Below are 19,018 nucleotides of genomic sequence, written 5' to 3'. Positions count from 1 at the left end.
GGAGATCGACTCAGACTCGACCATGATCACCTGTGTTGTCGAGTACGTCATCGATCCGGCGAAGATCGATACATTCGAGCAGTTCGGTCGCCGCTGGATGGAGCTGGTGGACCGCCACGGCGGAACTCACCACGGCTACTTCTTGCCGGCAGAGGGAGCCAGCGACAAGGCCTTGGCGCTGTTCAGTTTCCCCAGCCTCGCCGACTACGAGCAGTACCGCACTCTGTTCGGCGTCCACCCCGACTTCATCGACGCCGATCGGATCCGCGAAGAGAGCGGTTGCGTACTTCGCTACGAACGCACCTTCATGCGCCCGCTACTCCCCCGGCGGGATGCCTGATCGGATTCGGTTCGCTCGGGCCTGTAACTCACCTCAGTACACGCTGATCCCACCTCGCTATCAACAGCGTAGGACTACACCAAATACTTACAGCGATTCAACCGAGCGCGTAGGCCAGTGATTCCGGCCGCCAGCCGTCGGGCCGCCGCGCGATCAGATTGCGCTTGTCGCGATTGATCGCAAAAGCCCTGACCTCGACCAGGATTTCGTCGGCCGCAGGTATCGGCTCGGGCAGATCGTCGGCAAGCCGCAGTCCTGACGGGCCGGCCGGATCGGTAATGAAGCCTCGCATCCCACGCTTTCTGTTCGGAGACCCCACGCCGGGCGGCAGGTCGGCCGCCGGCACACGGGAGATCGCGAGAGAGATCGTAGTGGCGTCGGACGCCGCACAACCGATGGGATCATCGCCTCGTCAGTCGCTGTGCGGCGATCACCGCCCACGAGAACAGCGGTACATGGCAGCGAATATCGGCGAAGATACGGCACCCCTCCGGAGAACCCCAGCGCGGGACATCGACTCAAGATATCTCCAGGATGCGGTGTCTCTCGATGCGGCGTAGACCATTTCACCGTGCGGGATCCGGAAACGATCAGCCACTAGTGACGGAAAAAATGCGGTGGTGCCATTGGCCCGTGCGGTCGTAGTCTGCGCGGGTTATGAATCCTTACGAGATCCGTGGAGACTTCGACCGCGACACCATCGTCGTCTATCAAGCCTTCAACGACGATATCGCCGCCGCCGCTGTTGCGGCACAACAGTTCGTCGAGCCGTTCTCGCTCCATCGGATGACGTGGATCAAGCCGTCTTTCCGATGGCTCATGCATCGCAGCAACTGGGCCCGCAAGCCCGGTCAGGAACGCATTCTCGCAGTTCGGATCACCCGGGAGGGGTGGGAAGAAGCCCTCGTTCAGGCAGTGCTCACCAGTCCCGAGCGGCGCGTCTACAGCGGTGCCGCGCAGTGGCGGGCGATGTTCAAACATGCTGCGGTGCATGTCCAGTGGGATCCGGAATACTCGATCCAGGGCGCAAAGCTCGATCACCGCAGCATCCAGGTCGGCCTGTAGCCGAACATTGTCGACCGCTATGTCAATGACTGGACACGAGAGATCCGTGATCTCACCCCGCTCGCGCGGATGTAGCGTCGCGGCCGTCGGTATTCTCACCCTGATCGTCCCGTTCCAGTAACGACGGACCCTTCCGGTCCCCACGCGGCGGACGGCGTCGCCCAGCGCTCAGTCGATCGAGGCGACCATCGTCATCGCGATCGGCGGGTTTGCAGCCTTCGTAGCCATCGGCCGTGACCGTACCCCGGCATCGGTCGATGTGCAGCGATCCGCTCGCCTTCCTCGCCGTTGAGATACCGTCGCCGTTGACGGTGTTGCTCGCGATTCGCAGCTGTTCGTACGGAGTGTTCGATAAAAACCCTTGTCGGATATTCCTCTCATATCCGTCGTACCCTGCTTGCCGGTCCTCAATCTCGTTCTATTTCTTCGGCACGAGCACGCCGGTCAAGTCGGCATTCTTGATCGGCGTGGCGGCATTGGCCTGTGCTCGGCACATCAGGTTGATCGCGGCAATCGCGCCGTCGACGGTATTGTCGTCGGGCGTGCTGGTGGTGAGGTTCGTGTCGTTCTGCAGGTATTTGCGCACGGTCACATGCTGTTTGTCACTGTCCTGGGCGATGAATTCGTTGCAGGGCGTGTCGCCGCCCTTGTTCACCGCTTCCTTCGCCTGGTCACATCCCGAGGCGAGCAAGACGGTCAGCAGCACGGCCATCAGGGAGAAAGCACTGACGGCAGGGCCTGTTCGCAGGTGTCGCATGGCTCGTCCTCTCATGAGTTGTCCGGATTTCCGCAGTAGCGTCGATCGTGTGAGGTGCGCAGCCAACGAAATTCGACGAGGGTGGGAAATCCTGTGCCCGCGATACTGGCCGCCTCTTGATAGGTGTGCACCGCAACGGTCAGGGTTCGCACGATATCCCCGCTCAGGCTCTCCTCCGTCATGACGCCCCTGGAGGATTCGAGTGCGGTCATCTGAACGGTCATACCGTCGGCATCGTAGGCCAGATCGCAATCGAGCATCGAGCCCGGTTGCGCATTGCGGACCAGTTCCGTGGCCACTTCGTCGAGGGCGAGCCGAATATCGCCGACCTCGCCGATTCCGAAATCGGCCACCAATCCCACCGTTTCGGCGAGGGCACGCAACATCACCAGTTGGCCGGGCTCCGCCGACACTCGCAACCCGATCGTCGTCGGCGTCGAATTCTGCTGTGCAATCCCGTCATTCATGCCGTACTCCAATCTCGCACGCGGTAAGCGGACGATCGCCGAACCGGGAGGCCGGCTACATGCGCGCTCGCCTGCGAGGTACCTCAGACATCGCTGACGAAACAGGCGCATCCAGTCCAGTGCCGATCCGCGAAGTCAGTGCCGATCCAGGGACGGCAGCAGGGTTTCACGCAGGATCAACAAGCATGCTGCCGCGACCGGAATGGCCAGCAGCGCACCGATGATGCCGAGCAGTGCCCCGCCGAGCAGCACCGAGACGACGGTGACCATCGCCGGTACCTGGACTGTCCGGCCGATGATCCTGGGCACCAGCAGATAGTCCTCCAGTAGCCGCAGCACGATGAAGAAGACGATCGTCGCGATGGTGACCGGCAGCGAAACCGTCAGTGCGACAAGGGCAACGATGACCCCGGCAACGGTCGATCCGATGACGGGGATCAGATCGAGCAAGGCGACCAGCACCGCCAGCAGCAGCGGATACGGTACGCCGAAAATGAGCAGCCAAATGAACGTCAGCCCCGCGGTGATGGCCGAGATCAGCAGGTTTCCCAGGATGTATCCGCCGACCTTGGCGAAGATCTCATCGCCGATAAGGATCGCACGCGGGCGCCGATCATGCGGGAACAGACGGTATATCGACGAGCGGATCTGCGGAAAGTTGGCCATGAAGTAGGCGGTCAGCACCGCCACAATGACGATCCCGCTGATTATGCCGAAGACCATGCGACCGGCGTCGAGCGCACCGCTGACCAGATGCGACGAATCGGTTCCCAGTGACTGCTGGAGATGATCGTGCAGATGGAACCGCTCATCGAGCGACTTGACGAACGGGTAGCGCCTCGCGAGGTGGTTGACGTAGTCCGGGGCGTTGTGGACCAAGGCGCCGCCCTGGGTGACCAGCGGTGGAATCGCGGCCGCCAGAAAGCCCGCGAACAGCCCGATACCCACCAGAAACACGGTGGTGACCGCCGCCCAGCGCGGGAACCAGGGGCGTACCAGCCAGGAGACCGCCGGTTCCATACCGATGGCCAGAAACAGGGCGACGACGATCAGCAGCAGCACCTGACCGGCGGCCAGCAAGGCCTGAATTCCCGCGTAGGTCACCGCAACCCCGGCCGCGCCGGCGAGCCCGATCATGAACGGGGAACGCCGGTCGAAGCGCCGCCCGGGTCTGCCGAACGGATGCTCGTCGCTGCTGACCTGCGCGGCCCGGGCTTCCGCAGCGATGATGGGGCTACCTTCGGCGTCCGAATGCGGTTGCGCCACAACATCGCTGTGACCATGGTCGGCTGCCCGGAGACTCGCGTCGCCGTCGGGCGGCTGGGCGGTCCCGGAACCGCCATCTCGACTGTGCTCGGTAATAGCTGAACCCGTTCTCTCCGAGGTGCCACGACTCTCGGGCACCGCGCTGCTTCGCTCGGCATTCCACCGATTTCCCAGCTCACGGCGGATACCCGCACTCGATCAACTCAAACAGGGTCGGTAGCGGATCGCTCGCTGATGATTCCCCGCCGATCGCGATCGTGTGGATCGGCCGTCGCGGCGGACGGCTCATCGGCGAGCCCGTCCGGCGGCCCGCTCGCCCATCGAATATCCCGCGTGCGTTCAGCACGAAGCGCTGATCAACACCGCGTTATCCGGTCGCGAAGTCGCCATTTTCTCCGCCGACCCCCACGCACAAGCCGGAATTCGCTCTGCTCAAATCCGAGAGCGGCCACGCTCGCCGCGGACCCAGCGGAACTCGACGACCGTGGGATACCCGCCGACCGGCCGCGCATAGACGCCTCGGGTGGCATCGAGCGAATCGGTCAACGCCCGCACGATATTCCAGCTCAATCCCACGTCCTCGAGCACATTCTCCGACGAGGTGACCGCGGTGACCCGCACGGCGACCTCGGCGCCGCCGTAGGTGACCTCGCAGTCGAGCTTCGAACCGGACACGGCGTCACCGATCAAAATCGTGGCCACTTCGTCGAGGACGAGGCGAATGTCATTGACTTCCTCGACATCGAAATCGGCCAGCAGAGTGACGGTTTCGGCGAGGGCGCGCAACATTGTCAGCTGTTCGGGTTCCGCGTTTACCCGCAGTCCTACCGTCGTACCCATGCCACGCTCCGTTTCCGCATGCTGCCCGATGGCCCGATGCGGGCAGACTAGCGGGTCCGTGGCCGTGGCCTTTCGACCGCACCCCATCGATGCCGGTCACGGCGTTCGCAAATTCATTGCGCCGGATTGCGTTCGAATAACGGGCACCCGGGTGGGTATCCCTGAGCCGCCCAGCTACCGGCTGCTCGAAGACGCGCTGTCGGTGCGGCGGTTGCCGACTGCGCTGCCCTGGGCCCGGACGAGCAGGCCCGGACCGCCTCACCCACTCGGAATCAGCGTGTTCCGAGCACTCCTCACGCGACCCCTGCCAGCGCAGGCGAGGACAGCGCCTGCCCGCGCAGTCGGGTCAGGGTTTGCGACAGCAGCCGCGAGACCTGCATCTGCGACACACCGATCGCGTCGGCGATCTCGGTCTGCGTCTTGCCATCTCCGTAACGCATGATCAGGATGCTGCGCTCGCGTTCGGACAGCGCCTCCAGTAAGGGCGCCGCGGTGAGTGTCTCGTCGACCAGGTTGTAGCCGGGGTCCTCGGCGGCGAGGCGGTCCAGCGGTGAGGCGGAGTGCTCGTCGTCCGTGGACGACCGACTCGCATCCAGAGAGTCGGCGCTGTAGCAGTTACTGGCTATCAGGGCCTGAGTGATCTCGGCCAGATCTGCGTCGAGGTGGGTGGCGAGTTCCCGCGCGGTGGGCGGATGCCCCAGCCGCTGGGACAGTTCCGGCACCGCGGTGGCCAGGCGTTGCTGAATCTCCTTGAGCCGCCGGGGTACTCGCACGGCCCAGGTGCTGTCGCGGAAGTACCGTTTGACCTCGCCCATGATGGTCGGCACCGCGAAGGACAAGAAGGTGGCGCCATTACTCGGGTCGAAGCGATCCACGGACAAGATGACCCCGACCGCGGCAATCTGGGCCAGATCATCGAACTCGACGCCGCGCCCGCTGTAGCGGCGCGCGATGTGCTCTCCCAGCGGCAGGCACTTGCCGACGATCTCGTCACGCAGTCGATCGTGTTCAGCGGACCCCGCGGGCAGGGTGGCCAGCTTCTGCAGCCAAGGCTCGATATTGTCGTATGAATCGCCCCGGCTCTCGTCCTCGAACGACGTTCCTGACCGAGCCACGTATTCAGCTGACATGTCCAGGTCCTCACTGTGGATGCGAAGCTTCCGGCGTAGTCGTGCGGTTACCCGCTCCGGAGTCCGCGAAACACCGCCGAGGCCGGCAACGCCTTCGGTGCCGAGCCCGCTCTGGCAGCCTTCCGATCCAGACCCGTCAGTTGTTGATGCCGGATACCTCGTGCGCGATCGTCGAGAGCCGGGTCTGCGCCGCTGAGACGACGCCCTGCCGGTCCTTGTTGGTTTCCTCGTAGGCGAGGATCGCGCGCACGTCGGAGGGCTTGGTGAGTTCCTTGATCGCGGCGACTACCTGGCTGACGTTCAAATCGTCGAAGTCAGTGATGGGAAGTTCGCGCGATTGCAGGACACCGGCCTTGGTGCGCACCGAGTGCAGGCCGTCCGCTGCGCCGGTGCCGCCTTCGCGGCGGGTGACGTCCTCGGCCGACTCGAGCGCGGCATCGCGGGAAGCGGTGAGCGCTTTGACCGCGACATCGCCGGCGTGCGCGCCCCGGGCGAGCACATCTCCGAGTGCGGACGGGACAGTACGCACGACGTCCAGCGCGCGGTCGAGGCCGCGCGCGGTCCAGGTGAGTGGAACGTTGACCAGTTGCACCGCGGTGCCGGTGACCGCTTGCATCGGGGTGCGGCGCAAGGCGGCCGGGCCACCGAGCGCTTCCTCGGCCAGCACCGTGGTCAGCCAATCCGCGGTCGCCGAGTGTGCGGTGATCAACCGGTCCGCCAGATCGGCGAGCTCGGTCCGGCCGGCCGCGGTCGCGAGCGCTTTGATGTAGCGAGCACGGCCCAGCAGCTGATTCTCCAGGCCGAGATCGGCAAGCAAGGCCTCGTCGAAAGGCCTGGCCTGCTCGCCGATGGTTCGCACCGTCGCGACCGCGCGTCCCAGGAACGGTCCGATCAACTCCGGCACTCCGCCCAGTTCACGGATGGCGGCATCGAGGCTCGCGGCGCGATCGCGGGCATTGTCGGCGGTCTCCGACAATTCGTTGCGGACCGCCTCGGTGCGTGCCTGCGCGGTGCGGGTGTCGGCGGTCTGGATCTCGGTGTGGGTCAGACCGCTCACCGCGCGTAGCTGCGCCAGCAAGGTAGCGGTATCGCGTGTGTTCATGGGAAATCCCATCTTTCGATATCGGCATCAGGTCGGCGCACAGTGGCACCGTTACAGCGACTACCCGACACCACGATCCGAAACATTGCGCCCCAACCGATTCCGCTCCTACGGTCGGCGGCAGCAGGAAGGTTCAAGCAGGACAGCGGGTCTCGGACTCGGGTACCCGCAGGTAGACGTAGGCCAGCGCCACAACGGTCAGGGACCCGAACAGAAAGAATGTGCCCGCGTTGCCGACCACCCCCAGCAGGGTGAGGAAGGACACCGTGACGACGAAGTTCACGCCCCAATTGGCGACAGTGGCCACGCTCATCGCCCGGCCACGAATCATCACCGGATAGATCTCGCGGATCAGCAGCCAGAACACCGGCCCCAGCCCGACCGCGAACGCACCGGTGTAGATCAACAGCCCGCCGACCGCGACATAGGCGCCGACACCGTGCAGATGACTGCCGCAGGCCAGGAAGGTCACCCCGACCACCAGCATCCCGACCGCCATGCCGGCAGTTCCGGTCAACAGCAGTGGACGCCGCCCGGTGCGGTCGAGCAGCCGGATCGCGATCAGGGTCAGACCGAGATTGACCGCCCCGCTGACGACGTTGGCCAGCAACGCCGTCACCTGGCCGAACCCGGCCTCGGACAGTAGCGTCGGCGCATAGTAGACGACCGTGTCGATGCCGGTGATCTGCTGGAACGCCGCCAACGCGATCCCGATGCCCACCGCGTAGCGGACCTTCGGATTCAGCAGTCCCTGGGCGATGGGCCACTGTGGGCCCTCGCGCCGAAACAGCATGCCTACGAACATGAGTAACGCCGGAACCACTGCCAGCCCGAACATCAGCCGCCAGTTCTGGCTGGAAGACAGCCCGAAGTCGACCAGATACGACGCCAGAATGCCGAAGGTGATGGCCAGTTGACTACAGCTGACCAACGTCCCGCGGTCGCGAGGCGGGACACACTCTCCGATATACAGCGGCACCACCATCGACGCCGATCCGATCACGAAGCGTGCCACCAGCAGCCCCACATAGCCCGGGCAGAATGCGGCCAGCAGCACCCCGACGATGAACACCAGTGCGGTGCTCAGGACCGTGCGCCGCCGCCCGATCCGATCCGCGATCTTGCCCGCAACCACCGCCCCGACCACCGCGCCCAGCAGCAGGATGCCCACCAGCAGCTCCCTGTTCGCAGAGGACAACCCGTGAAAGTCCTTGCCGATGAACAACAATGCACCGGAGATCACCCCGGTGTCGGATCCGAACAGCAGCCCGCCGAAGGCGGTGATAGCGGCGCCCCACAGCACAGTCCGGCGGATACCGGTCGGTGCCGAGGTGAGCAGCGAGGCAAGCGAGGGCTGATCAGTGACGAGGGTCATGAGCTTCCTACGAACGGCTGTACATCTGGGCATTTCCCCAGGCCGGCGATTTCAACCCCGTCCGACGGGCTATGTGCTGCACATGACCTACACCCTCGGTTTGCCCGATATCACGCGTGAAGGCGCCGGCGCGGTCGAGCAGCAATTGCGCGGTCGCAACGAAATCGACTATGTGGACGTCGATCAGTCCACCGAAACAGCCACGGTGACAACCAATCTCAGCTACGGCGAAGTGCGCGACCTGATCCAGCAACTCGGTGTCGCAGCCAACTGAACCGAACGGCAGCCCGCCCGGCCTCGGGCGCACCGAAAACACGGACCGGGAGCACCCATGGGTGCTCCCGGTCCGGCTGAGAACAGCGCAGACTCAGTGACGGAAGGCGTCCTTGACCTTCTCGCCGGCGTCCTTGAGGTTCGCCTTGGCCTGATCGAGCTTGCCTTCGTTTTCCTTGTCCTCGTCACCGGTCGCCTGACCGAACTTCTCCTTGGCCTGCCCGGTGAGGTCGTCGAGCTTGTTCTTGGCCTTGTCGGTGGCACTCATACGAATTTCCCTTCCATGGCTGACGCGCCTGCTCGATCCAGCCCGCCGACCCGGCTATAGCCGGAACAGCGTATTTCAAACACTTTCACTCCGGTCGCTACGCCACCGTTCGGGTCAAGGGCCTCAACCCATTCGGACGAGCCTTCGTCGCTCGGCGAATCAGGTTCGGAAATCGGCGAATTCGGTGTCGCCGTCTCGGATCTCGAACGGCAGCGAGCGTAAAATCGGTGCTGCTGCACAGTTTCGGATATGTCACCCGTGTCCCCAATGACGCGAGCATGGGGCGTCACGGCCGTGCAGCGCGGCTGCGAGCCCCGTCTTGGCTTGCCGGGTGCCTCCCGAGGACTGTCTGAAGGAGGCACCCGTCAACAAGAGCCGGCCATCAGGCCGATCGACGACCCGTTACCAGGCCGACCAGGAACAACAGAATGACGGCACCGATCAGGCAGGTGACGAAACTGAAGATCAGTCCGCCGCCCGAGACGTCGACACCGAACAGCCGCAACAAGAACCCGCCGATCAGGCCGCCCACCACACCCACGACGATGTTCAGCAGCACGCCCTGCTGAGCGTCCGTACCCATGAACTTGCTGGCGATCCAGCCCGCCAGCCCACCGATCACGATCCAGCCGATGATTCCCAATCCGAGCACGGGGTCCTCCTCAGGATGCGGGGCACCAAGATCAGGTGCCGTCACCCGGCGATACCCCGCCGGCGCGCAAGTATGCCCCCTGCACGGGAGTGCGCCGCTTCCCCGGCAGCGTCTAACCTCCGGCGTGGGCGACCAGCAATCCGGGGTCGAATTCGAGTGATTCCCAGACGCGTCGCACGATGGGCTGAGCATTGACCATCCGCAGTTGCCGCACGCCCGGTGAATCGTCGGCGGTTCGCGCGAGGGCGGCCGCGCCCCGGGCGCTGAGATAGGAAAGTTCACTCACATCGAGGTCGATGCTGCCTTGCGGCAGCGTGGCGAGTACCTCGGTCAAGGTCTGCGCAGCGAACACATCGACCTCGCCGGCGAGCACTCGGCCCGACGACCCCCAGTAGAGGCCGAAAGGCGATACCGCGTGCTGCGGCCCGCGACGCAGGGGGTGCACGGCCATCACCGGCTGCGGATCCTCGCCCAGCACGCCGATGTCGTAGGCGCACAAGGGAGCCAATGGATTACCGGCGGCCATCCATGCGTCCGCGATGTGTTCCCACCGGGCGTGCCCGGCACGGCGAGCGGGATCGGCGATCAGTGCGGTGATGTCGGCGAACACACGCAGTCCGTTGAAACCGTCGGCGATGGCCTGGGCGACCATGCCGGAGTAGAGCGCGAGTTGAGCCCCGGCGTCAATCGGTCCCGACAGGTCGTAGGCATCCTCGATGGCGACATTGACGATTCCTCGGACCGTCGCCGTATCGGAGGCGCTCACGACTGCCTCGAGCAGACCTGCCGCGGCATCCTCGTCGGCGGTGACCACGAACAGTCGTTGTCCGAGCGCGGCGCCGGCGAGCAGCCACTCGACAGCGGCCGCGTCACGCTCGGAACGAGTGGTGTAGGCCCAGCAGGCGTGGTCATTGCAGCCCACCGCTCGCCCATCGGCCATGAGCCCGGAAGATCGCGAAGAGCGCCCGGCTTCCATCGCTAGTCCTCCTCCTGCTCGGCCGCGAAGGAAATCTCACTCCAGATGCTTTTGCCCTGCGCCCCGGCCTCGGCCCCCCACCGGCTGCTGAGTGCGTTGATCAGCAGCATTCCCCGGCCGCCGGGAGAAGTCCGATCGCGCGAGCCCAGCACCGGCTGGGCCGCGCTCAGATCCTCGGTAGTGATCTTCACCGTGGAATCGGATTGTGCGAGCGACACCCGAAACACGGTGTGGGCGTGGACGACTGCGTTGGCTGCGAGCTCCGATACCACGAGCGCCGCGTCATCGATCACCCGAGCCGACCGTCCCCACGAGCGCAGGCGGTCCGTCACGAAACGACGCGCAGCCGAAACCGCCACCGGCACGGGTAGATATGTCTCGGCGTCCACCTCACTCTCCGGAAGATCGCCCGGATCAGCTTCCGCCACATAGCTTCTGGGAGGCACGACGGCGGAATGATGGGTGCACACCTGTTGCACGAAGGCGAGATCGTCAACACCGGTGAGAATCTCGGCCGGGTACGCACAGTACAGCGAGAACCGATGGTGGTGAGCCAGCTCATTCCACAGGGCCTCGAGCTCGATGGCCTCGGGCACCTGCCCCTCGGCCCACAGCAAGGCCACCATCTCACCGAAAGCGCGCACCGGGCGATCACCCGCACCCGCGACGGCGAGCACTCCGCCGATCACCTCGAAGAACCGGTCGCGGTTCAGCATTCCATCCACCGTGAAGCTTGCCAGCGTTTCGACGGCGTCCAAGGAGTGGTACCGGCCGCCCACGACAGCGTCGTGCAGATCGATGCCACGTTCGACCAGACCTCGGGCCAGCGCGTCTCGATGAGGCGCGGTGGCGATCACCACCACCGCCCCATCGGCGGCCAATCCCTCGGCAAGGAAGCTGCTCACATCCTCCACGAGATCCCGCTCGGCGTCGTACACGTTCACCACGTGATCATGCGGCTCGACAGCGGGTTCGGCGACCTCCATAGCGCGACAGTACCCGTTACCGCAGGAGGCCAATCGTCGATGTCGCGATCGAGTTACGAGATCGGTTCGGAGGCACCGTGAGATAGCCGAACACGTCCGGAATCGGGCAGTTTCGGGCGGCGCATCCGGGCAGGTACCGAATCCCGGGCCCGGAGAAGTGGCGGCGGGAGATCAGCCGGGGCTCGGCAGATCCGGGCCCGGGCCCACCTGGATACCCACCACGCAGGTGTCGTCGTCGGTATTGGAGTCGCTGCCGTCGAGCAGTACATCCAGGCGGTCTTCCAGGCTGCCGGTGAACCGGGCCGACACCTGCAGGAGTTGTTTCTCGCAGTCCTCCAGATTCCGGTCCCGGCGTTCGATCAGGCCGTCGGTGTAGAGCAGGAGGATGTCCTCGGGTTCCATCTGCAATTCGGCTTCCTCGTAGCTGGTCTCCGCCAGTGCTCCGAGAATCATGCCGGTGGGCAGCGGCAGTGCGGAGGCCCGCCCGCCGCGGACCAGCACCGGCGGCAGGTGTCCGGCGCGCGCCCAGCGCAGGACGCGTGTCTGCGGATTGTAGAGACCGCAGATGGCGGTGGCGTAGATGTTCTCGGTCAGATGATGGGCCACCAGATTCAACCAGGTCAGCAGCTGGGCGGGGCCGGCACCGGTGGCGGCGAGGCCGCGTAAGGCGTTGCGCAGCACCACCATTCCGGTGGCAGCGGTGATGCCGTGGCCGGTGATGTCGCCGACCGAGACCAGAATCTCCTTCGACGGCAGCACGATCGCGTCGTACCAGTCGCCGCCGACGAGATGTTCGTGCTCGCTGGGCCGGTAGCGCACCGCGATGCGCAGCCCGAACGCGTCGATGGAGGGCCGCACTGCCGGCATGATCGCTTGCTGCAGCTGCCGTGCGAGCCGGCTCTGCTCGGCGGCATGCTGCTCACTGTCCGCGAGGCGGTCCCGCGTCGCGGACAGTGCCACTTCGGTCCAGTGCTGCGCCGAAATATCTTGGTAGGCACCCCGAATGGCGAGAATATGTCCCGCCGCATCCAGTACCGGTTCGGCGATGACCCGGATGTGCCGGGTCACTCCGTCCGGCCGGATCAGGCGAAATGCCGCGGCCGCGGGGCGGCCGTAGCGCACCAGGGCACGCAGGAACCGATGCACTGCTTCGATATCGTCGCCATGGACGTGTTTCGGCAAGTGCCCCAGCGGGATCGGGTCCGCAGCCGGGGCCAGCCCGTACAGATCGAAAAGCTGGCTGCTCCAAGTGATTTCGCCGGTATACGGTATCTCCTCGAACCCGCCGACGCGGCCGAGCCGCTGCGCGTGCTGCAGCACGGCCGCCAGTCGCATCGTCTCGTCCTCGACCCGCCACACCATGAGCACGGCATCACCGTGGCGGCTGATGCTGAGTGCCGACGAGACGGTCAACGGCACCTGATCGACCAGCTCGGTCAGCACCACCCGCTCGGCGCGGAAGGTCTCGCCGGTGGCGAAGACATGCTCGGTGCGCTCGAACAGCCGTCCTTCGGCCGCGGCCACCGGGTAGACCTCGAGCAGCAGTGCGCCGCTGATCAGGCTGCGCGGCCGGCCGGCCGGGTCGACGAAGCAGGAGTTGATGTGGTGGATGCGGAAATCGACCAGCTCGCCGTTGTCGTCCAGGGCGGGCAACAGCACCAAGGCCGGGTCGAACAAGCCTTCCGCGAGCCGCACGAGGTCGGCGACCTCCTCGCGTTCGGGTGACTGGGCGACAGCCAGATCCGACTCCAGGATGTGTGCGCACAGTTCGGCCAGCGCCTCCAATTGCCGATGCACCTGAGATGATTGCGGCCCGATCGGCTGCGGCCAGCACACCTCCAGCACACCGAGCAGTTTGCCGCCGGCTCCGGCTGGAACAGCCGCCCGCCCGCCCGCACGATCGCCGATCGACGGCAGCCCGGACAGGCTCAGGTCCTCGATCCACACCGCGGTGCGCTGCACGAGCGCCTGCCGCGCCGGCGTGGCCACACCGGGCGGCACATACCGCCACCGCTCGGCCTCATGCGCGTCGATGCCCGCGAAACCGAGTAACGACAGGGACGCGTCGGTGCCCGCGGACCAGATCGCCACCGCGGTAGCGCCCAGCGGTTCGAGCGCGTGGTCGAATATCGACCTCGCCACTCGCTGCGTGTCACCGCCTGCGAGCAGCCCGCTCTCCGCCGTGCGCAGTCGTACGGCCGCGGATATCTTGTCCGGCTTGGCGGTTCGGAGCAGGAACTCCTCCGCCACGGCACTGACCTTGTCCTGCGCTGCCTGGTTGACCAGGTCGGCGGCCAGCTCCATGAGGGTGACACCGGCCTGCTCGGCCAGCGCGTCGAGCTGGCGCGCCGCCTGCACGGGCCCGCAACGCAGCCGTTCGATCAGCACGCCCTTGGCCATCTCGACCAAGCCGCGGCCGTCGGCGTTGGCCTCGGCCTGCTTGATCTCGCGGCGCAATCGCTCCACGGTGGCGGCGAGGCGATGAATGGCAGGCAACGGGGTTGCGGGGGCGCCCGGAACAGCTTCCGAATCGCTGCCGCGGGTGTCGGATTCGGTCATCAGACATCCAGCCAGTTCTGGATGCAGGCAAGCAAAGCATCCGCGTCGACCGGTTTGGTGACGTAGTCGTTGGCGCCGGAGGCAAGACTCTTCTCCCGGTCACCGAGCATGGCCTTCGCGGTCACCGCGATGATGGGCAGGTTCTCGTGCTCGGGCATCTCGCGAATCGTCGCGGTCGCGGTGTAGCCGTCCATCTCCGGCATCATCACGTCCATCAGGACCAGGTCGATCTCGGGGTGCGCGAGCAGTTTGTCGATGCCCTCTCGCCCGTTCTCGGCATGCACCACGCTGACACCGTGCAATTCGAGAATACTGCTGAGCGCGAAGAGGTTTCGTGCATCGTCATCGACGATCAGCACCGTACGGCCGGCGAGCTTGCCGTCCGGGCGCGGCGCGTCCGCGGGCCGGTTCTCCTCCCGGCGCACCAACGCCAGTACATCGCCGGGCGCCTCGGCGGTGACGTGCAAGGCGATCCGCTCGCGCAACTCGTCCAGACTCGAGAGCAATTCCAGCGACTGGTGCGCGGCCTGCTCCTGCAGCAGCCGCTGCTGCTCGGCATCGAGGCGGCGGTTGTGAGCCAGCACCGGAACGCCACTGAGCGCGGTGTCGCCGGCCATCGTCTCCAAGAACCGCAACGCGGCATCGTCGGGCATTTCCAGCTCCAGCACCACGCAGTGGAAGGCGTCGGAGGCCATCGCCGCCACGGCGTCCGACCCGCCCACCGCGGTCACGACCTGCACCGGACCACGTGGATCGTTGCTGTCGGCGAGGTCGGCGACCGCGCTCTGCGCGACCAGCGACAGCAGACCCTGTGGCCGTTCCTCCACCACCAGCAGCCTGCGGTTCTGCGGCAGCACCGCGGGTAAGGGGGTGCGTTCCGGGCGGCTGTCGGCGGGCTCTGTGCTGTCCGAATCGTGGTGGGGCAGCTCCTGGAAATCCGGTCGTGCGACGGGCAGATAGAGCGTGAAGGTGCTGCCCTGACCGACCGAGCTCTGCGCGGTGATCACGCCACCGAGCAGATAGGCGATCTCGCGGCTGATCGACAGACCCAGCCCCGTGCCGCCGTATTTGCGGCTGGTGGTGCCGTCGGCCTGCTGGAACGCGCCGAAGATCGACTCCAGTTGATGTTCGGCGATACCGATTCCGGTGTCGATCACCTCGAATGCGAGCGCCGGTCCGTGCCAGCGCATCGCGGCGGGCAGATCACGCGGATCAGCCGCCTCGATCCGCAACTCCACCGACCCGGTTTCGGTGAACTTCACCGCATTCGACAACAGATTGCGCAGCACCTGCCGCAGTCGCGAATCGTCGGTGACCAGATCCAGCGGCAGGCCGGGCGCGGTGGTGACGCGGAAGCCGAGACTCTTCTGGATGGTCATAGGCCGGAAGGTCGCCTCGACATAGTCCAGCAGTTTGCGCAGCGGCACACGCTCGGGTGTGAGGTTCATCTTGCCCGCTTCGACCTTGGACAGATCGAGGATGTCGTTGATCAGCTGCATCAGGTCCGAACCCGCCGAATGGATGATGCCCGCGTATTCGACCTGCTTGGCGGTCAGGTTGCGGGTCGGGTTCTGCGCCAGCAACTGCGCGAGGATCAGCAGACTGTTCAATGGTGTGCGCAGCTCGTGGCTCATGTTGGCCAGGAATTCCGACTTGTACTTCGACGCGAGTGCCAGCTGCTGGGCACGGGTTTCGAGCTCCTGACGCGCCTGCTCGATCTCGAGGTTCTTGGCTTCGATATCGCGGTTCTGGGTCGCGAGCAGCGCCGCTTTCTCCTCCAGCTCGGCGTTGGAGCGCTGCAGCTCTTCCTGGCGGAACTGCAATTCCTGTGAGCGGGCCTGCAATTCGGTGGTCAGGCGCTGCGACTCGCCCAGCAGTTCGTCGGTGCGAGCATTGGCGATGATCGTATTGACGTTCACGCCAACGGTTTCCATCAACTGGTCGAGGAAGTCGCGCTGGGTGCGGGTGAATCGGTGCAATGAAGCCAGTTCGATGACGCCGAGCACCTGGTCCTCCACCACGATCGGCAGCACGAGCAGGTTGACCGGCGCGGTCTTTCCCAGTCCGGAGGAGATGGTCAGGTAGTCACCTGGCACGTTGTCCACCCCGATGGTGCGGCGGCTGCGTGCGGCCTGACCGACCAGGGATTGACCGAAAGCGAAGCGCGGCGGGCTGTCCGGCTCCTCCGGGTTGCCGTAGGAGCTGATGAATCGCAACTCCGGGTGTTCAGCGGTGTCGTCGGCCAGGTAGAACGCGCCGAACTGCGCCGAGACCAGCGGCGCCAGCTCATCCATGATCAGTTCGGCCACCACGTTCAGGTCGCGCTGGCCCTGCATGAGGCTGGAGATGCGGGCCAGGTTGGACTTGAGCCAGTCCTGGTCCTGGTTGGCCTTGGTGGTCTCCCGCAGCGACCCCACCATCGAGTTGATGTTGTCCTTGAGTTCGGCGACCTCACCGGAGGCCTCGACGGTAATGGACCGGGTCAGGTCACCTTCGGCGACGGCGCTGGTGACCTCGGCGATCGCACGCACCTGGCGAGTCAGGTTGCCCGCCAGCTCATTCACGTTCTCGGTCAACCGTTTCCAGGTGCCCGACACACCCTCGACTTCGGCCTGACCGCCGAGGCGACCCTCCGATCCCACCTCGCGAGCGACACGGGTGACCTCGGCGGCGAACGCGGAGAGCTGATCGACCATCGTGTTGATGGTGGTCTTGAGCGCGAGGATCTCGCCGCGCGCATCGACATCGATCTTGCGGTTCAGATCGCCCTGTGCCACGGCCGTGGTCACCTGGGCGATATTGCGCACCTGGTTGGTCAGGTTGTTGGCCATGGAGTTGACGTTGTCGGTCAGGTCCTTCCACGTGCCGGCCACGTTCGGCACCCGGGCCTGGCCACCGAGCATGCCCTCGGTGCCGACCTCGCGGGCCACACGGGTGACCTCATCGGCGAAGGCCGAGAGCGTATCGACCATCGTGTTGATGACCCCGGCCAGCGCCGCGACCTCACCCTTGGCCTCCACGGTAATCTTCTGGCTCAGATCACCGCGGGCAACCGCGGTGGCGACCTGCGAGATCGAGCGCACCTGGTTGGTGAGGTTGGAGGCCATGACATTGACATTGTCGGTGAGGTCTTTCCAGGTGCCCGAAACGCCGCGCACGGTGGCCTGGCCGCCGAGGTTGCCTTCCGTGCCGACTTCGCGGGCGACGCGGGTGACCTCGTCAGCGAAGGCGGACAGCTGGCCGACCATCGTATTGATGGTCTCTTTGAGTTCGAGGATCTCTCCGCGGGCGTCGACGCGGATCTTCTGGGTCAGATCGCCGCGGGCGACGGCGGTGGTGACCTCTGCGATCGAGCGCACCTGTGCGGTCAGGTTGTCGGCCATGACATTGACCGACTCGGTGAGGTCCTTCCAGGTGCCGGAGACGCCCTTGACGTCGGCCTGACCACCGAGGCGGCCCTCGGTACCGACTTCGCGGGACATGCGGGTGACCTCGTCGGCGAACGACGAGAGCTGATCGACCATCGTGTTGATGGTGTTCTTCAGCTCCAGAATCTCCCCGCGCGCGTCGACGGTAATCTTCTGCGACAGATCACCGCGCGCCACCGCGGTGGCGACCTGCGCGATGGAACGCACCTGCGCGGTGAGGTTGCCGGCCATGAAGTTCACCGAGTCGGTGAGGTCTCGCCAGGTGCCGGAGACGCCCTTGACGTCGGCCTGACCACCCAAGCGGCCGTCGGTACCCACCTCGCGGGAGACGCGGGTGACCTCGTCGGCGAACGACGAGAGCTGATCGACCATCGTGTTGATGGTGTTCTTCAGCTCCAGAATCTCCCCGCGCGCGTCGACGGTGATCTTCTGCGACAGATCACCGCGCGCCACCGCGGTGGTGACCTGGGCGATATTGCGTACCTGGGCGGTCAGGTTGCCGGCCATGAAGTTGACGGAGTCGGTGAGGTCTCGCCAGACACCGCCGACGCCGGGCACCTCGGCTTGGCCGCCGAGCTGGCCTTCCGAGCCGACTTCCCGTGCGACGCGGGTGACTTCGTCGGCGAAGGCGGAGAGCTGGTCCACCATCGTGTTGACGGTGTTCTTCAGCTCCAGGATCTCGCCGCGGGCGTCCACGTCGATCTTCTGGGAGAGATCACCGCGCGCCACCGCGGTCGCGACCTGCGCGATATCGCGGACCTGGCTGGTCAGGTTGCCCGCCATCGCGTTCACCGAGTCGGTGAGGTCTTTCCAGGTGCCCGACACGGCAGGCACCTCGGCTTGTCCGCCGAGGCGCCCGTCGGTGCCGACTTCGCGTGCGACGCGGGTGACTTCGGAGGTGAACAGCGAGAGTTGATCGACCATGCCGTTGAAGACGGTCGCGATCTCGCCGAGTAGTCCATCGGCGTCGGCCGGCAGTCTGGTGCCGAAATCGCCGTCGCGCACCGCAGTCAATCCGGCCAGAAGTTGGCGCAGCTCAACCTGATCGGGAGGGGTGGCGGATTGGTTACGGCCGGTACGGGCGGATGCCGCCGTCTCCGTCATGCAAATCCTCGTTCCGGCCGAGATATTCGGCCCGGTGGGTACGTCGGCTCGCCGCAACACCGCACAGGACGGTTCGCGTTCGAACGGTGATGTGCTGGCTGCTGAACACCCACCCTCCGCAAACTCTAGCCTCTCCGCGGCCTCCTTCGAGACACGTTCACCCGTGGGCGTAGACAGCCGCGGTCAGGAGCACTGTGCTAGGCACCGCCGGCATGCGGGATGCCGCGCGCTCTTTCGGCCGGGGTCGCGAGGTGTGCGCCGCCTCGGTGTGCCGCCGGTGCAGCGGTGTGGGCCGACGCATTCGGTCCGGTCATCGCGCCCGACCGCGGATGACGCTCACCCCGAATATCTTTGGTGAACAATGTCGCCGAACCGACTGCCACAGCGGCGATCACGAAGCCGATTGGCAACGCTCACCACTTGGTGGGCC

The 19,018-nt window shown here is 65.5% G+C and carries 17 protein-coding genes; 3 read left to right on the top strand and 14 right to left on the bottom strand.

All coding sequences use genetic code 11. The features are described 5' to 3' along the window. The first annotated feature begins 22 nt into the window (after positions 1-22). The gene (locus ACIP5Y_RS18810) at positions 23-340 is read left to right on the top strand and encodes an NIPSNAP family protein (RefSeq protein WP_400351521.1); all 318 of its coding nucleotides are present in this window, start codon (positions 23-25) and stop codon (positions 338-340) included. 97 nt (positions 341-437) lie between these two features. On the opposite strand, the gene ACIP5Y_RS18805 is transcribed toward ACIP5Y_RS18810, so the two are convergent. Beyond that, positions 438-632, bottom strand: coding sequence for a hypothetical protein (locus ACIP5Y_RS18805; protein ID WP_400351520.1), 195 nt, complete (start codon positions 630-632; stop codon positions 438-440). 365 nt (positions 633-997) lie between these two features. On the opposite strand from ACIP5Y_RS18805, the gene ACIP5Y_RS18800 reads away from it, so the two are divergent. Beyond that, positions 998-1,405, top strand: a complete 408-nt coding sequence (locus ACIP5Y_RS18800; RefSeq protein WP_400351519.1) for a DUF4291 family protein — start codon at positions 998-1,000, stop codon at positions 1,403-1,405. Between the two features lie 418 nt (positions 1,406-1,823). On the opposite strand, the gene ACIP5Y_RS18795 is transcribed toward ACIP5Y_RS18800, so the two are convergent. The 7 genes from ACIP5Y_RS18795 to ACIP5Y_RS18765 all read right to left on the bottom strand — a co-directional run bounded on the left by ACIP5Y_RS18795 (position 1,824) and on the right by ACIP5Y_RS18765 (position 8,342). After that, positions 1,824-2,117, bottom strand: a complete 294-nt coding sequence (locus tag ACIP5Y_RS18795; RefSeq protein ID WP_400351518.1) for a hypothetical protein — start codon at positions 2,115-2,117, stop codon at positions 1,824-1,826. Between the two features lie 56 nt (positions 2,118-2,173). Further along, complete coding sequence (locus ACIP5Y_RS18790) at positions 2,174-2,629, bottom strand: anti-sigma factor (RefSeq protein ID WP_400351517.1); 456 nt, start codon at positions 2,627-2,629, stop codon at positions 2,174-2,176. Between the two features lie 135 nt (positions 2,630-2,764). Beyond that, a complete protein-coding gene (locus ACIP5Y_RS18785) occupies positions 2,765-3,895 on the bottom strand; it encodes an AI-2E family transporter (protein WP_400351516.1) in 1,131 nt (376 codons plus the stop codon). Between the two features lie 432 nt (positions 3,896-4,327). Beyond that, complete coding sequence (locus ACIP5Y_RS18780; protein WP_400351515.1) at positions 4,328-4,735, bottom strand: anti-sigma factor; 408 nt, start codon at positions 4,733-4,735, stop codon at positions 4,328-4,330. A 293-nt stretch (positions 4,736-5,028) separates the two neighbouring features. Further along, positions 5,029-5,865 carry a SigB/SigF/SigG family RNA polymerase sigma factor gene (locus tag ACIP5Y_RS18775; RefSeq protein WP_400351514.1) on the bottom strand — a complete coding sequence of 279 codons (837 nt, stop codon included), beginning with the start codon at positions 5,863-5,865 and terminating at the stop codon, positions 5,029-5,031. Positions 5,866-6,001: 136 nt separating this feature from the next. After that, positions 6,002-6,967 carry a ferritin-like domain-containing protein gene (locus ACIP5Y_RS18770; protein ID WP_400351513.1) on the bottom strand — a complete coding sequence of 322 codons (966 nt, stop codon included), beginning with the start codon at positions 6,965-6,967 and terminating at the stop codon, positions 6,002-6,004. Between the two features lie 133 nt (positions 6,968-7,100). Next, entirely contained in the window at positions 7,101-8,342 is a 1,242-nt protein-coding gene (locus ACIP5Y_RS18765) for an MFS transporter (RefSeq protein WP_400351512.1), read from the bottom strand. Between the two features lie 82 nt (positions 8,343-8,424). Here ACIP5Y_RS18765 and ACIP5Y_RS18760 point away from each other — a divergent pair, with 82 nt between their 5' ends. Then, complete coding sequence (locus ACIP5Y_RS18760) at positions 8,425-8,616, top strand: hypothetical protein (RefSeq protein ID WP_400351511.1); 192 nt, start codon at positions 8,425-8,427, stop codon at positions 8,614-8,616. 93 nt (positions 8,617-8,709) lie between these two features. Here the strand turns inward: ACIP5Y_RS18760 and ACIP5Y_RS18755 are convergent, their stop codons facing one another. The 6 genes from ACIP5Y_RS18755 to ACIP5Y_RS18730 form a co-directional block, all read right to left on the bottom strand. Continuing rightward, positions 8,710-8,883, bottom strand: a complete 174-nt coding sequence (locus ACIP5Y_RS18755) for a CsbD family protein (protein ID WP_400351510.1) — start codon at positions 8,881-8,883, stop codon at positions 8,710-8,712. Between the two features lie 382 nt (positions 8,884-9,265). Further along, complete coding sequence (locus ACIP5Y_RS18750; protein ID WP_400351509.1) at positions 9,266-9,535, bottom strand: GlsB/YeaQ/YmgE family stress response membrane protein; 270 nt, start codon at positions 9,533-9,535, stop codon at positions 9,266-9,268. 112 nt (positions 9,536-9,647) lie between these two features. After that, positions 9,648-10,475: an MEDS domain-containing protein gene (locus tag ACIP5Y_RS18745; RefSeq protein ID WP_400351508.1), complete on the bottom strand. Its 828-nt coding sequence runs from the start codon at positions 10,473-10,475 to the stop codon at positions 9,648-9,650. Between the two features lie 38 nt (positions 10,476-10,513). Further along, positions 10,514-11,497 carry an MEDS domain-containing protein gene (locus ACIP5Y_RS18740; protein ID WP_400351507.1) on the bottom strand — a complete coding sequence of 328 codons (984 nt, stop codon included), beginning with the start codon at positions 11,495-11,497 and terminating at the stop codon, positions 10,514-10,516. A gap of 171 nt (positions 11,498-11,668) precedes the next feature. After that, a complete protein-coding gene (locus ACIP5Y_RS18735) occupies positions 11,669-14,056 on the bottom strand; it encodes a SpoIIE family protein phosphatase (RefSeq protein WP_400351506.1) in 2,388 nt (795 codons plus the stop codon). Next, positions 14,056-18,588 carry a HAMP domain-containing protein gene (locus tag ACIP5Y_RS18730; protein ID WP_400351505.1) on the bottom strand — a complete coding sequence of 1,511 codons (4,533 nt, stop codon included), beginning with the start codon at positions 18,586-18,588 and terminating at the stop codon, positions 14,056-14,058. The genes ACIP5Y_RS18735 and ACIP5Y_RS18730 overlap by 1 nt, the downstream gene beginning before the upstream one ends. Between the last annotated feature and the right edge of the window lie 430 nt (positions 18,589-19,018).

Origin of the sequence: Nocardia sp. NPDC088792 (assembly GCF_044750615.1) — a bacterium.
Taxonomy (GTDB): Bacteria; Actinomycetota; Actinomycetes; order Mycobacteriales; family Mycobacteriaceae; genus Nocardia.
Note: the sequence above shows the minus strand (reverse complement) of the source record. Positions and strands in the feature narration are given on the sequence as shown.